The organism is Alsobacter sp. SYSU BS001988 (assembly GCF_054796215.1).
Window position 1 is genome coordinate 129103 of record NZ_JBTAMK010000001.1, and the last position, 14554, is coordinate 143656.

Genomic DNA, 14554 nt, shown 5'->3' on the forward strand with positions numbered 1-14554 from the left:
CTTGTTTGATATCAGTCAAGCACGATCAATCCCGAGTAGGTTCCATGGCGTGCACAGTTCGAACAAGGCTCAGCAAGCTCCTTCGCGCCTTTTCGCATGACCAGCGCGGCGTCTTTTCGGTGTTGCTGGCGGTGTTGGCCATCCCCATCCTGTCCTTCGTGGGGCTGGCGATCGACTATTCGCGACTGACCAAGCTGCAGGCCAACCTGCAGTCGATGGCCGACAGCGCGGCCCTGGCCGCCGCCGTGGCCATCAAGTCGAAACCCCACGCGCATTTCGAGCTGCACGCTCATCACTTCGAGAAGGCCAACAAGGATTTCGAGCTGTCGCGGATCAATTACAGCTACACCAAGGATGAAGTTCATCACACCGTCACCGCTTATCTGACCACGTCCGTCACGAATTATTTCGGGATTTTCCTGGGCAAGCGGCACAGCCCGATCTCGGCGCGGGCCGTCTCGAGCTACGACACCGTGCCGCCGCTCGAGATCGCCATCGCGTTCGATGTGACGGGGTCGATGAAGTATCGGGGCGACGGCGACAGCGGCGAGACCGTTTCGGTCCCGAAGCCCGACAGCAAGGCCGTGCAGGCCCAGAACGGGTTGAAGAAGTTCATCGGCAAGCTCACGGAGCTGACCGACGTTAGGGCCGCACTGGTGCCGTTTGCGACGGTCGTGAAGGTCGACGCCGATTCGACCCGGTACCAGCCCTGGCTGGACTGGAAGGCCGGTTCGGTCGCCCACGTCGAAAAGAAGAGCGACTGGGAAGGCTGCATCGTCGACCGGGACCCCGGCGTCGGTCCCTTCGTGTCACAGCACACGACCCACTATCCGGCGACGACATGCCAGAAGGATGATTGGAGGGCCGTCCATTGGACGAAGAGCACGCTGAACAACGTGGTCCAGTCCACCGATAATCTCACGATGCTGAAGGACCGCATCGGCGGCTTGCAGTTCGACGGATGCACCAACATCACGCTTGGCGCCTATTGGGGAGGGGTCGTCCTCGACCCGAACGGCCCGATCGCCGGGGCGGCGAATTGGGGCGACCGGAAGAAGATCCTGCTGCTGATGTCGGACGGCATGAACACGACCAATCGGTGGATCCCGATCCCGAACGCGCGCGACTGCGCCCGCACGACCAGCATGGACGCAGGAACCATCGCCACCTGCGACGCCATCAAGGCCAGGGGCATCGAGATCTACTCGGTCAATGTCGTGAACGGCGATCCCACGGTCCTTCGAGCCTGCGCAAGCGGCCCGAACCACTATTTCTACGCCGACAGCGCCGCTAAGATCGCCAAGAAGCTCGAGAACGTGACGGACGAGATCAAACGACGCGCCATCGTTCGACTCGCGAGTTGACGGCGTGCGACGCTCGCGCGCAAACGCGCCCTTGCGTCGCCGTCGTGTCGTCGCGCAGGACGGCGGGTCTATAATGCGCCCCGAACCGGATCGTCGAGGATCGTCATGAGCGCCGCCGCAAACGCACCCCGCCCCTTCCCGCCGGTCGCCGCGGGAACGCGCATCGGGCATGTCCATCTCAAGGTCGCCGACCTGGAGCGCGCCGTGGCGTTCTATTCGGGCGTGCTCGGTTTCGAGGTGCAGCAGCATTACGGGACCCAGGCGGCCTTCCTGTCGGCCGGGGGGTATCACCACCATCTCGGCCTCAACACCTGGGAAAGCCGCGGCGGCTCGCCGCCTCCGGCCGGGACCACCGGCCTGTTCCATACCGCGATCCTGTATCCGACGCGCCGCGACCTCGCCGACGCGCTGCGTCGCCTGATCGCCGCCGGCGTCCCTCTCACCGGCGCCTCCGACCATGGCGTCAGCGAGGCGCTCTACCTGGAAGACCCCGACCGCAACGGCGTCGAGCTCTACTGGGACCGCCCGGAAGCCGAATGGCCCCGCAATCCGGACGGCTCTCTCGCCATGGTGACCGAACGGCTGGACCTGCAGGACCTCCTCTCCGAACTGGAGCGCTGACCGCGGCGCCAGTTCCGCGGCGACGGCGCCCGCTGCGGCCCTCCCCTACGGTTCAGCCCCACCCACCCCCTCATCCTGAGGAGCCATGCGCAGCATGGCGTCTCGAAGGACGAGCGGGCGTTTGCATGAAACCACCCCCGTCATCCCCGGCGCGCCGCAGGCGCGGGAAGGGGATCCAGAAAGGCCGGGCGAAGGGCGCCTCTCGCCAACCCTCCTGGATCCGCTTTCCGGCGCTCCGCGCCGCCGGGGATGACGGCGCTGCCCTTCTCCCCGGCACGGGGAGAACGCAGCCGAGCGCAGCGAGGTCGGATGAGGGCCGGACGGCAAGGGCGTGGAACGGCGCTTGACAAACGGATAAAATTCCTATAACTCTGTCCATGCTCCGGTCCACGGAGGGGCGTCTGCAGCGTGACGGATGTGGATCGGGGGCGGCGGCCGTCAGAGCCGGGCTCACGACCCGGTCGAGCCGGCGGACGGAAGACAAGGTCCGACCAGCGAAGCGCGAAGGGGCTGAAAGCGCCCCGGGATCTTCCTTTCATCCTCCAACGTCGCGCGCGGAGCGGCGGGGCCTGGCGGCCTCCCGGCTTCACTTTTCTCTACCCCACTCGCCGTGGGCCCCCAGCGACGCCGCTCCGCGCCGCCCTCCGACACTCCGGGCCGAAAGGCCGCGGAGCTAAACGCGCTTGCCCTTCTCCCCGGGACGGGGAGAAGGTGGCCCGAAGGGCCGGATGAGGGGCCGAAATCCAGCCAAGCTGAACCACCCCCTCACCCCAACCCTCTCCCCGTTCCGGGGCGAGGGGGCCGGCTGCGGCGCTTGTCCAAGATCCCGGCCCACCGCCCCCGCAGCAAAGCGTCGCGAAGGATGAGGAGAGACGTGGCTCAGGCCGCCCGTCGGGCGCCCGCCGCGCGGCCGTAGAACGTCTCGCCGGTCGCCGCCATCTCGCGCAGCTGGGCGTTCGGCTCGAAGCGGACGCCGTACTTGGCGGCCAGCCTGTCGCATAAGGCCACGAAGGCCTTCGCGCCCATGCCGTCGATATAGCTCAGCGTGCCGCCCGTGTAGGGCGCGAAGCCGAAGCCGATGATGGAGCCGACGTCCGCCTCGCGCGGATCGGTGACGATGCCCTCCTCGACGGAGCGCGCCGCCTCCAGCGCCTGGGTGACAAGCAGGCGCTGCTTCAGTTCCTCGACGTCCAGCGAATCCGGGTCGAGCTGCCGGCCGGCGATGGCGGCGAGGCCGGGCCAGAGCGTCTTCGGTCCCTTCTCCGGGTAGTCGTAGAAGCCCTTGCGGTTCTTGCGGCCGAGGCGGCCCTCCGTCTCCACCAGGGTGGTGAGCAGCTTCTCCTGCACGGGATCCACGGCGGCGTCGCCGAGCTGGGCCTTGGTGGCCTTCACGATCTTCAGCGCCAGGTCGATGGCGACCTCGTCGTTGAGCGAGAGCGGGCCCACCGGCATGCCGGCCATCTTGGCGACGTTCTCGATCATGGCGGGCGGCACGCCTTCCATGAGCATCAGGTGGCCTTCGCGGATGTAGTTGCCGACGCAGCGGTTGGCGTAGAAGCCGCGCGCGTCATTGACCACGATCGGCGTCTTCTTGATGGCGCGCACATAGTCGAGCGCCAGCGCCAGCGCCTTGTCGCCCGTCTGCCTGGCCATGATGACCTCGACCAGCAGCATCTTCTCCACCGGCGAGAAGAAGTGAATGCCGATGAACTGGTCCGGGCGCTTGGCGGTGTCGGCGAGGCCCGTGATCGGCAGCGTGGACGTGTTGGAGCCGAAGACGGCGCCGGCCGGCATGGCGGCTTCCGCCTTGGCGATCACCTCGGCCTTCACCTTCGGATCCTCGAACACGGCCTCGATCACGAGGTCGCAGTCGGAAAGCGACGCGTAGTCGGCGGAGGGCGTGATGCGCGCCAGCAAGGCGTCGCGGTCGGCCGTCTTGGCGCGGCCCTTCATGATCTGGTCGGTCATGAGCTTGTGCGAATGGGCCTTGCCCTTCTCGGCCGCCTCCATGTCGCGGTCGATCAGCACCACGTCGATCCCGGCGTTGGCCGTGACATAGGCGACGCTCGCGCCCATGAAGCCGGCGCCGATGACGCCGACCTTCTTCAGGCTGGCGGCAGGGATGCCGGCCGGACGACGGGCGCCCTTGTTCAGCTCCTGCATGGAGACGAACAGGGTGCGGATCATCGCGGCCGCCTCGGGCGAACGCAGGATCTTGGCGAAATACCGGCTCTCGACCTTGAGGGCGAGATCCATGGGCAGTTGCAGGCCCTCGTAGACGGCGTGCAGCACGGCCTTGATGGCCGGATAGTTGTCCTGCGTCTCGCGGCGGTAGATGGCGTTGGCGGCGGGCCACACCATCATGCCCTGGGGCGAATAGACCTTGTTGGACGGCAGGCGGTAGCCCTCGGCGTCCCACGGCGCCTGCGCCTTGCCGCCGGCCAGGATCCAGGCTTTCGCCTTCGCGACGATCTCGGCCTTGGGCGCCACCTCATGCACGAGGTTCATGCTCTTGGCGGCGGCGGGGCGGATCTGCTCGCCCTTGAACAGCATCTGGAGGGCGTCGCCGGTCTGCATCAGCCGGGCGACGCGCTGGGTGCCGCCGGCGCCCGGGAACAGGCCGACCTTCACCTCGGGGAGGCCGACGCGGGTCGCCTTGTCGTCGGATACGACCCGGTAATGGCAGGACAGCGCGAGTTCGAACGCGCCGCCGAGGCACACGCCGTTGATCGCCGCCGCGAAGGGCTTGCCGCAGGTTTCGAGCCGCCGGTAGAGCAGGCTCAGGCGGCGGCTCTCGTCGAAGAAGAACTGCATGGCGGCCTCTTCGCCCTGCTGCTTCACCAGCTTGGCGTAGGCCAGGCCGAGGCCCTGCAGCATGGTGAGGTCGGCGCCGCCCGAGAAGCTGCCGTCCTTGCCGGACGTGATCACGCAGCCCTTGATGGCGGGGTCGGATGTCACGCCGTCGATGATCTTGCCGAGGTCCTCCATGACCTGCGCGGTGATGACGTTCATCGAGCGATCGGCCATGTCCCAGGTGGCGAGCGCCACGCCGTCGGCGTCGACATCGAAGCGGAAATTCGCGAGTTCCATCGTGGTGTCTCCCAGTTCCGCTTCCGTCAGACGCGCTCGATGATCGTCGCCGTGCCCATGCCGGCGCCGATGCACAGCGTGACCAGCGCGGTCGACTTGCCGGTGCGCTCCAGTTCGTCCAGCGCCGTGCCGATCAGCATCGCGCCGGTGGCGCCGAGCGGATGGCCGAGCGCGATGGCGCCGCCATTGGGGTTCACCTTGGCGGGATCGGCGTCGAAGGCCTGCATGAAGCGCAGCACCACGGCCGCGAAGGCCTCGTTGACCTCGAAGAGGTCGATGTCGGCGATCGACATGCCGGCGCGCTGCAAGACCTTCTTGGTGACGTCCACCGGCCCCGTCAGCATGAGCGCCGGCTCGGAGCCGATATTGGCGAAGGCCCGAATGCGGGCGCGAGGCTTCAGCCCTGCGGCGCGGCCGGCGTCGGCGTTGCCGACGAGCACGGCCGCCGCGCCGTCCACGATGCCGGAGGAGTTGCCGGCGTGGTGGACGTGGATGACCTTCTCGACTTCCGGATGGGCCTGCACGGCCACGGCGTCGAAGCCGCCCTGCTCGCCCATCATCACGAAGGAGGGCTTCAGGCTGGCCAGCGACTGCATGTCGGTCTGGGGCCGCATGTGTTCGTCATGGGCCAGGATCGTGAGGCCGTTGACGTCGCGCACGGGCACGACGGACTTCGAGAACCGGCCCTCGTCCCAGGCGGCTTTGGCGCGGCGCTGGCTCTCCACCGCATAGGCGTCCACGTCGTCGCGGCTGAACCCGTATTTCGTGGCGATGAGGTCGGCCGAGACCCCCTGCGGCATGAAGTAGGACTTGATCGCGATGGCCGGGTCCACCGGCCAGGCGCCGCCCGAGGCGCCGATGCCGATGCGGCTCATGCTCTCGACGCCGCCCGCCACCGCGAGATCCTGCTGGCCGGCCATCACCTGGGCGGAGGCGAAGTTCACGGCGTCGAGGCCCGAGGCGCAAAAGCGGTTGATCTGGATGCCCGGCACGCTGTCGCCGTAATCGGCCACGAGCGCCGCCGCGCGGGCGATGTCGCCGCCGGCCTCGCCGACCGGATCGACGCAGCCGAGCACGACGTCGTCGACATGCTTGGGATCGAGATCGTTGCGCTCGCGGATCGACCGCAGCGCATGGGCGGCGAGCGCCAGCGAGGTCACCTCGTGGAGGGAGCCATCCTGCTTGCCGCGTCCCCGCGGGGTGCGGACGGCGTCGAAGATGTAGGCGTCGGGCATCGGTGTCTCCCTGAGGTCCGCCGACGCGCGGCGGTTGGGGTGATCTTAAGCATCAAACGGCGGCGCGCGAACTCTCTCCCGCGCAGCGGGGGAGATGTCCGCGCAGCGGACGAAGGGGGCGGTGATGAGCCGGGATCCTGCGACACGGCGGCGCTGCGCCACCCCCTCCCTGCCCTCCCCCGCTTCGCGGGAGAGGGTTCCGCCTGGCGCTTTCCGTCAAAAAGCCTCCGCCGGCAGCGCCATGATGGCGTCCGAGCCGGCCGAGATGCGGGCGAGATGCGCCGCCGTTTCGGGGAGCATGCGCTCCATGAAGAAGCGCGCGGTCACAAGCTTGGCGTCCAGCACGGCTGCATCGCCCTCGCCGGCCGCCTTCTTGGCCGCCGCGGCCTCGACGATGCGGACCCACATGTAGCCCATGGCGACGAGGCCGAAGAGGTGCATGTAGTCGACGCTGCCGGCGCCGGCGTTGTCGGGCTTGGCCATGGCGTTGTTCATGAACCACATGGTGGCCTGCTGCAGGTGCTGCAGGGCGCCGCCGAGGGGCTTGGCGAACGGCGCCACGGTGGCGTCCTCGCCCTTCTCCTTCAGGTAGGTCCCGACCTCGTTGAAGAAGCCCATCACGGCCCGGCCGCCGTCCTTGGGCAGCTTGCGGCCGACGAGGTCCAGCGCCTGGATGCCGTTGGCGCCCTCGTAGATCATGGCGATGCGGGCGTCGCGGACGAACTGCTCCATGCCCCATTCGGCGATGTAGCCGTGGCCGCCGAACATCTGCTGAGCGCGCACCGCATTGTCGAAGCCGACGTCGGTGAGGACGCCCTTGAGCACCGGCGTCATCAGGCCGAGCCAGTCGTCGGCCTGCTGGCGCTCCTTCTCGTCGCCGCCCCGGTGGGCGACGTCGCTCTTCAGCGCCGTGTAGAGCACGAGCGCCCGGGCCGCTTCGTTGAAAGCGCGGATCTGCAGGAGGTTCCGGCGCACGTCGGGGTGGACGATGATGGGGTCCGCGGCCTTGTCCTTGGCCTTGGCGCCCGTGAGGGAGCGGCCCTGGAGGCGGTCCTTGGCGTACACGACGGCGTTCTGGTAGGCGACCTCGGACTGGGCGAGGCCCTGGATGGCGACGCCGAGGCGGGCCTCGTTCATCATCACGAACATGGCGGCGAGGCCGCGGTTCTCCTGGCCGATCAGCCAGCCGGTCGCCTCGTCGTAGTTCATCACGCAGGTGGCGTTGCCGTGGATGCCCATCTTGTGCTCGATGGAGCCGCAGGACACCCCGTTGCGATCGCCGAGAGAGCCGTCCGCCGCCACCTTCACCTTCGGGACGACGAAGAGCGAGATGCCCTTCACGCCCTCCGGCGCGCCCTCGATGCGGGCCAGCACAAGGTGGATGATGTTGGACGCGATGTCGTGCTCGCCGGCCGAGATGAAGATCTTCGTTCCGGTGACCTTGTAGGAGCCGTCCGGCTGCGGGACGGCCTTGGTCTTGATGAGGCCGAGATCCGTGCCGCAATGCGGCTCGGTGAGGTTCATGGTCCCGGTCCACTCGCCGGCGATCATCTTCGGCAGGTAGAGCGCCTTCTGCTCGGGCGAGCCGTGCGTATGCAGCGCCGCGATCGCGCCCATCGTCAGGCCCGGATACATGGCGAGCGCCATGTTGGCCGAGGACGAGAACTCGTTGACCACCGCGGCCAGCGTGTAGGGCAGGCCCTGGCCGCCATATTCGGGATCCGCCGCGAGGCCGATCCAGCCGCCTTCCGCGAAGGCGTTCACCGCCTCCTTGAAGCCCTTCGGCGTGGTCACGCTGCCGTCGTCATGGCGGGTGCAGCCCTCCAGGTCGCCCACGCGGTTGAGCGGCTGCAGCACCTCCTCGCAGAGCTTGGCGGCTTCGCCCAGCACCGCCTCGACCACGTCCGGCGAGGCGTCGGCGAAGCCCGGCAGGTTGCTGTATCGCTCCATGCGGAAGACGTCGTTCAGCAGGAACAGGACGTCCTCGACGGGGGCCTTGTAGGTCGGCATGGCTGGCTCCTCCAGGGGATCCCGCATTCGCGCGAGCGAGCTCGGGCGGGACGCTTCCCGATTTAGTTCACATATAAACCATAGGGGCCGGCTTGGGAAGGGGGGAGACGGGGACGGGGCGCCGCAAGGAAACGAATTCTTCGTCTCTCCTACGCAAAACTTAACGACCAAAGCGGCTTCCTTAACGCCCTGTTTACCCTAACCCCAGAAAAGTCAGATGCGCGGAGTTCGCTCAGCCGTTCTGTAGAAGGGCCGAGGAGCGCCGAGGCTGCATCGGCCCCCCCGATGCCCTGGTACCGAGTGGGTTCGCACCCCTCCAAGACGAGCGCGGACATGAAGCAGGCGATCCCGTGGAGCGTGAAAGGCGTCGACGCGAATGCGCGCGATGCGGCCAAGGACGCTGCGCGACGGGCCGGCATGACGCTGGGCGAGTGGCTCAACACCGTCATCGCCGAGACCGCCTCCGAACGCGAAGAACGCGAGCGGCGCGAAGCCGCCCAGTCCCACGCGCCGGCTCATCCCCAGGCGCGCGATTTCGAGGGCGAGGAGCGCCCTGCGGCCCACGCCCCCTCCCCGTCCCGGACGCGCCCGGCGGCGCCCGCCTCGCGCCCCGCGGCCCGATACGAGGACGAGGCCGCGGCCGAGCGCCTCGCCAGCCTCGAAGCCCGGCTGGAGCGGCTGTCGCAGCGCGCCGGCGAGACCGCCCTGCCCCGCACGGCGGCCAAGCGCCAGCCGGCCGGCGAGCGGCAGGACGCCTATGCGGACCGCAACGACCTCGCCTCGGTGCTCGAGCGGGCCATGCAGGAGAACCGCCTCCGCACGGAAGCCGTCGAGGAGAAGACGGCCGGCGCGCTCGATTCGATCGTGCGCTTCATGGAGCGCTCGGACACCCGGCGCGGCGAGGAGCTGAACGCCCTCGCGCAGGCCCAGGAACGCACCTCCACCGCCCTGCGCGACGCGCTGGGGCTGGTGACGAACCGCATGGACTCGCTGGAGCGGGCCATCGCCCACAAGGGCTCGACCGAGCTGGAGCCGATCCGGGCCGCCATCCTCCGGCTGGAGGAGCGCATCGAGCGCAAGACCGCCTCGGCGACGGCGTCGCCGTCGCGGATCGAAGCCTCGATCAAGCAGCTGGAGAGCCGCCTCGTCGACATCGCCGACAAGCTGGAGGAGACCGAGCACGCGTCGTCCGCCCGCGACGGCGACCGGGGCCGGGGCGAGCGCATCGCCCGCATCGAGGAAAAGCTCGCATCGGTTCTGGACGCGCTGGACGCGCAGGGCGGGGCCGACCGCTATGACGACGACGACGCCGAGACGCTGATCCCGCCGGCGCACACCCTCGACGAGGCCATCGCCCAGATCCGCTCCCGCCAGACCCGGCTGGAGGCGCCGCCGCAGCGCCGCCCGCGCGAGGCGGACCGCACCGCGGAGCTGCTGGACGGCCTGCGCGGCGACGTGGTCAGCCTGGCCGAGCGCCTCGAGCGCATGGACCAGCCGCGCGATCCGCCGGGCGTCGACGCGATGCGCCGCGAGCTCGCCGACCTCGCCCGCACCGTCCAGACCATCTCCAGCCGCAGCGATTTCGCCTCCCTGGAGCGCAGCGTCGCGACGCTGTCGGACCGCGTGGAGAACTGGGAGGCCCACCAGGACGGCGAGCGCCACCAGGGTCCGGCGCAGCGCGTGCTGGACGACATGCGCAACCTGGTCGAGGAGCTTCGCCCCGTGGCGGGGCTCACCACGCTGCGCGACGATATCGGCGGCCTCGCCGCCAGGCTCGACCGGGCGCCCGCCCAAGGCATGCCGGCCGAGGTGGTCGAAGCCATCCTGTCGCAGATCGCGGACCTGCGCGGCGTCGTCGCCAAGGCGGCGAGGCCCGTGTCGCTGGAGCCTCTGGAGAAGCAGGTCGCCGCGCTCGGCCACCGGCTCGACATCGCGCTCGCCAAGCCGTCCCGCGGCTCCGGCCAGGTGGGGTCGGCCGCTCTCGCCGACCTCTCCGACGCCGTCGCGGCGATCCGCTCGGCCATGCAGGACTTCAATCCGCAGGCGAGTTTCGAGCGGCTCGAACAGCGCCTGGACGAACTGGGCCAGCGCTTCGACCGCGAGGGCGACCGCGGAGACTTCGACGACATCCGGGGCCGGCTCTCGCCGATCGAGGGACAGCTTCGCTCGCTGGGCGAGAAGCTCGACTCGTTCAAGGGCGCGCCCGCCAACCGCGCCACGCTCGACGCGCTGGACCGCAAGATGTCGGCCCTCTCCGAGGCGCTGGACCGCAAGGCCGCCGCGCCGGACATGACGCCCCTGGAGACGCTCGTCCGCACGCTCGGGGACAAGATCGACAAGGTGCGCAGCGGGGCGGGCGACGCGCCGTCGCTGGACGCGCTCCAGGGCCACCTCGCCTCGATGACGGCCGCGCTGGAGCGCTCCGGCGAGGGCTTCTCGGCCCTGCGCTCGATGGAGCGGTCCATCGGAGACCTGTTCGCCAAGATCGAGGACGCCAAGCTCGGCGCGCTCGCGGCCGCCGACGTCGCCGCCACCAAGGCCGCGAACGAGGCGGCGGCGCGGGTGATGGGCTCCGAGTCGTCCCGCTCCGCCCCGTCCGAATTCGCCGAGGTGCGCACCCGGCAGACCCTCGAGGCCGTGCACGACACGCTGGAGAAGATCGTCGAGCGGCTCGGAATGCTCGAATCCGACATGGCGAGCGACCGCGTCCGGCTGATGACCGTCGCCGAGGGCGCCGGCCGCCAGCAGCAGGCGCGCGACCCCGCGCCCGCCGCGGCGCCCGCCCAGAAGCTGGCCGCCGCCGCCGCGGCCGCCGAAGCCGCCCGGGCGCTCGGCCTGCAGCCGCAGCGCCAGCCGGCCCGTCCTGCGGCCCGCGCCGGCGACTCCGAGCGCGTCCACGACGCCCCGGCGCAGAGCTCCGGCTCGGCGACGGTCATGGATCTCGCCGACGACATGCTGCTGGAGCCCGGCAGCGGACGCCCGCAGGGCCATGGCGAGCGCGTCGCCCCGGACTTCGACCGCGACGACCAGGCCGAAAGCCCCAAGGCCAGCTTCATCGCGGCCGCCCGCAAGGCCGCTCAGGCGGCGCACGGCGCCCAGCCGATCCGGGAGGAGCCGAAATCCAGGTTCCGGCTCGGCGGCTCCGACAAGACGGGCAAGGTCAAGACCGCCGCTGCGTCGGCCCAGGCGACCCTCAGCGCCGCCCCCGACGGGGACGCCATCGGGGCGGCCGCGGGCGGCGGATCCGCGGTCGACCAGGTCCGGGCCTATGTGGACGCCAAGCGCCGGCCGATCCTGATCGGCCTCGCCACGATCCTCCTGGCGGTCAGCGGCGCACAGGTGGCGCGCAACATGCTGCAGGGGCAGGAGCCTTCCAGCCCCGCGCCCCAGCAGGCCCCGATCGACGGGACCGCCCGCAACGCCGAGAAGCAGTCGCAACTGGCGCCGCCGGCGGCGCCGCAGCCGGCCCGGCCGGCCCCGGAGAGCGCCGCGCCCGCAGCCCCGACGATGGGCTCGAGCCTGACGGCGCCGACGGGCGTCCCGGCCCAGACCTTCGCCGCCAACCCGCTGGCCCCCGGCGCCTCGTTCGGGGCGCGCGATCCCGCCACGGTCGGCTCGCTCGCCCCCGCCCCGAAGGCGGGGCCGGCCGACGCCAAGGCCCCGGAGGCCCCGGCCGCGAGCCTGCCGACGGGCGCCTGGCCCAAGGCGCTGCAGAAGGCGGCGAGCCTGAACGACCCTGCCGCGGCCTTCGAGATCGCCGTGCGGCTCGCCGACGGACGCGGCGCGACGCGCGATCCCAAGCTTTCGGCGCAGTGGTTCGAGAAGGCGGCGGGCCTCGGGCTCGCTCCCGCGCAGTACCGCCTCGGCAGCATCTACGAGAAGGGCGTCGGCGTCCCCAAGGACCTGGCGCTGGCCAAGACCTGGTACCAGCGGGCCGCCGAAGCCGGCAACGCCAAGGCGATGCACAATCTCGGCGTGCTGATCGCCGAGGGCGTCGGCGGCAAGCCGGACTATTCGGCCGCGGCGCAGTGGTTCCGCAAGGCCGCCGAGTTCGGCGTGCGCGACAGCCAGTACAATCTCGCGATCCTGACCGCGCGCGGCCTCGGCGTGCAGCAGAACCTGCCGGAAAGCTGGATGTGGTTCTCGCTCGCGGCCGCCCAGGGCGACCAGGACGCGTTCAAGAAGCGCGACGAGGTGGCGGGCCGCATGGACGCCGCCGCGCTGGCGGCCGGCAAGGCGGGGCTCGACGCGTTCAGGGCCAAGCCGCAGGACGCCAAGGCCAACGACGTCGCCGCCCCGGCGGGCGGCTGGGACCGCGACAGCGCCGGCGAGGCGCCCGCCAAGGCGCGATCGGCGAAGCTCTGACGCGGCTCGCGGCGCCGGCGCCACGCCCGGGCCAAATCCGGGCGGCGACGACCTTGCGCCGTTGACGGACCGGCGACGCCTCCGCTTGATGGACGGCGGACCCGGCCCGCGGCGGCCCAGGCCTCCGGAGCCCATGCCGCCCAGCGAGGCCAGACCCCGTGCAGATCTATCTGCCCATCGCGGAGCTTCCCGTCAGCATCTTCCTGGTGCTGGGCCTCGGCGCGGCCGTGGGCTTCATTTCTGGCATGTTCGGCGTGGGCGGCGGGTTCCTGATGACGCCGCTGCTGATCTTCATCGGCATCCCGGCGGCGGTCGCGGTGGCGACGGAATCGGCCCAGATCGCCGCCTCGTCGATGACGGGCGCGATCGCCTACTGGCGCCGGCGGGCGCTGGATTTCAAGCTCGGGTCGGTGCTGCTGGCCGGCGGCGTGCTCGGCACCGTGCTGGGCGTCGCCTTCTTCAACGCGATGCGCCGCCTCGGCCAGCTCGATCTCGTCATCACCCTTTCCTACATCACGCTGCTGGGCTCGGTCGGCGGGCTGATGTTCACCGAGAGCCTGCGCGCCATGGCGTCGGCGCGGCGGGGCGGACCCGTGAAGCTGCGCCATGGCGGGCAGCATCCCTGGTATTTCGGGCTGCCGCTGCGCATGCGGTTCCACCGCTCAAAGCTCTATGTCAGCATCATCCCGCTGGTGACCCTGTCGACGCTGATCGGCTTCATCGGCGCTGTGCTGGGCATCGGCGGCGGCTTCCTGATGGTGCCGGCGCTGATCTACATGTTCCGGGTGCCGACCGCCGTGGTGGTGGGGACGTCGCTGTTCCAGATCCTGTTCACCATGGTGGCGGCGACGATGCTGCATTCGGCCACCAACCAGTCCGTCGACATCATCCTGGCGATGCTGCTGGTGGTGGGCGGCGTCTTCGGCGCCCAGTTCGGCGCCCGGGCCGGGCAGAACATCCGCGGCGAGCATTTCCGGCTCCTGCTGGCCCTCATCGTGCTCGCCGTGGGGGTGCGCTTCGCGTCCGAGATCGTGCTGAAGCCGGACGAGCTGTTCTCGCTCGGCGTGACGGAGATCCGCCGGTGAGGCCGGGCCCCGCCCGCGCGCTGCGCCTCGCCGCCGCCGCGATGGCGTCGCTGTGGGCCGGCGGGGCCGCCAGGGCCGAGACCCTGGTGCTGTCGCTCTCCAGCCATCGGGTGCAGATCACGTCCACCTATACGGGATCGGAGCTGGTCGTCTTCGGCGTCATCGACAACGAGCGCCGCAGCGTGACGCGGGCCGAGCCCTACGACGTGGTGGTGACCGCCACGGGGCCGCGCGCCTCCACGGTGGTGCGCCAGAAGATGAAGCTCGGCCCGATCTGGATGAACCTGAACCAGCGCAAGTTCTTCGAGGTTCCGACGACGCTGGCGCAGATCTCCTCGCGCCCGATCGAGCTCATCTCGTCGCCGGACCTGCGCCGCCGCTTCGGCCTGGGGCTGGAGGCGCTGCTCGACCCGGCCGGATACGACCTCGTCTACGACCCGACCTTCAGGACCGCGCTGGTGCGGCTGCAGAAGGACGCCGGGCTCTACAAGGTCAACGAGCGCGGCGTGACCTTCATCACGCCCTCGATCTTCCGCGCGGCGGTGCCAGTGCCGGCGACGGCGCCGCTCGGCGGCTACGAGGTCGGCGTGACGCTATTCTCGGGCGGCGTGCTGCTGGCCCGCGAGAGCACCAATTTCGAGGTCACCAAGGTGGGCTTCGAGCAGGCGGTGGCGCAGGCCGCGCACCAGCATCCGCTGCTGTATGGCGGGCTGACCGCCGCGCTCTCGCTCGCCTTCGGGTGGCTCGCGACGGTGATCTTCAGGCGGGACTGATCGCGCGTGGC

8 protein-coding genes are annotated in these 14554 nt (G+C 70.2%); 5 read left to right on the forward strand and 3 right to left on the reverse strand.

Features of this window, described 5'->3' with window-relative positions; translation table 11 throughout:
* Window positions 1-44: 44 nt before the first annotated feature.
* Window positions 45-1364: a pilus assembly protein TadG-related protein gene (locus ACYVO7_RS00630; RefSeq protein ID WP_460447925.1), complete on the forward strand. Its 1320-nt coding sequence runs from the start codon at window positions 45-47 to the stop codon at window positions 1362-1364.
* A 105-nt stretch (window positions 1365-1469) separates the two neighbouring features.
* Window positions 1470-1985, forward strand: a complete 516-nt coding sequence (locus ACYVO7_RS00635; RefSeq protein ID WP_460447926.1) for a VOC family protein — start codon at window positions 1470-1472, stop codon at window positions 1983-1985.
* Between the two features lie 879 nt (window positions 1986-2864).
* Here ACYVO7_RS00635 and ACYVO7_RS00640 read toward each other — a convergent pair.
* The 3 genes from ACYVO7_RS00640 to ACYVO7_RS00650 all read right to left on the reverse strand — a co-directional run bounded on the left by ACYVO7_RS00640 (window position 2865) and on the right by ACYVO7_RS00650 (window position 8320).
* On the reverse strand, window positions 2865-5075 hold the full coding sequence (locus tag ACYVO7_RS00640) for an FAD-dependent oxidoreductase (protein ID WP_460447927.1): 2211 nt from the start codon (window positions 5073-5075) through the stop codon (window positions 2865-2867).
* 26 nt (window positions 5076-5101) lie between these two features.
* Window positions 5102-6310 (reverse strand): acetyl-CoA C-acetyltransferase, encoded by a 1209-nt coding sequence (locus tag ACYVO7_RS00645; RefSeq protein WP_460447928.1) that lies wholly within the window; start codon window positions 6308-6310, stop codon window positions 5102-5104.
* A 216-nt stretch (window positions 6311-6526) separates the two neighbouring features.
* Entirely contained in the window at window positions 6527-8320 is a 1794-nt protein-coding gene (locus ACYVO7_RS00650; protein WP_460447929.1) for an acyl-CoA dehydrogenase C-terminal domain-containing protein, read from the reverse strand.
* 333 nt (window positions 8321-8653) lie between these two features.
* On the opposite strand from ACYVO7_RS00650, the gene ACYVO7_RS00655 reads away from it, so the two are divergent.
* The 3 genes from ACYVO7_RS00655 (at window position 8654) to ACYVO7_RS00665 (ending at window position 14543) form a co-directional block, all read left to right on the forward strand.
* Window positions 8654-12685 (forward strand): SEL1-like repeat protein, encoded by a 4032-nt coding sequence (locus ACYVO7_RS00655; protein WP_460447930.1) that lies wholly within the window; start codon window positions 8654-8656, stop codon window positions 12683-12685.
* Window positions 12686-12843: 158 nt separating this feature from the next.
* On the forward strand, window positions 12844-13770 hold the full coding sequence (locus tag ACYVO7_RS00660) for a sulfite exporter TauE/SafE family protein (protein WP_406856389.1): 927 nt from the start codon (window positions 12844-12846) through the stop codon (window positions 13768-13770).
* Complete coding sequence (locus ACYVO7_RS00665; protein ID WP_460447931.1) at window positions 13767-14543, forward strand: TIGR02186 family protein; 777 nt, start codon at window positions 13767-13769, stop codon at window positions 14541-14543. The genes ACYVO7_RS00660 and ACYVO7_RS00665 overlap by 4 nt, the downstream gene beginning before the upstream one ends.
* Window positions 14544-14554: the final 11 nt, after the last annotated feature.

Coding starts and splice junctions, on each gene's coding strand:
- ACYVO7_RS00630 (WP_460447925.1), top strand. CDS start 45: ATGGCGTGCACAGTTCGAACAAGGCTCAGCAAGCTCCTTCGCGCCTTT.
- ACYVO7_RS00635 (WP_460447926.1), top strand. CDS start 1,470: ATGAGCGCCGCCGCAAACGCACCCCGCCCCTTCCCGCCGGTCGCCGCG.
- ACYVO7_RS00640 (WP_460447927.1), bottom strand. CDS start 5,075: ATGGAACTCGCGAATTTCCGCTTCGATGTCGACGCCGACGGCGTGGCG.
- ACYVO7_RS00645 (WP_460447928.1), bottom strand. CDS start 6,310: ATGCCCGACGCCTACATCTTCGACGCCGTCCGCACCCCGCGGGGACGC.
- ACYVO7_RS00650 (WP_460447929.1), bottom strand. CDS start 8,320: ATGCCGACCTACAAGGCCCCCGTCGAGGACGTCCTGTTCCTGCTGAAC.
- ACYVO7_RS00655 (WP_460447930.1), top strand. CDS start 8,654: ATGAAGCAGGCGATCCCGTGGAGCGTGAAAGGCGTCGACGCGAATGCG.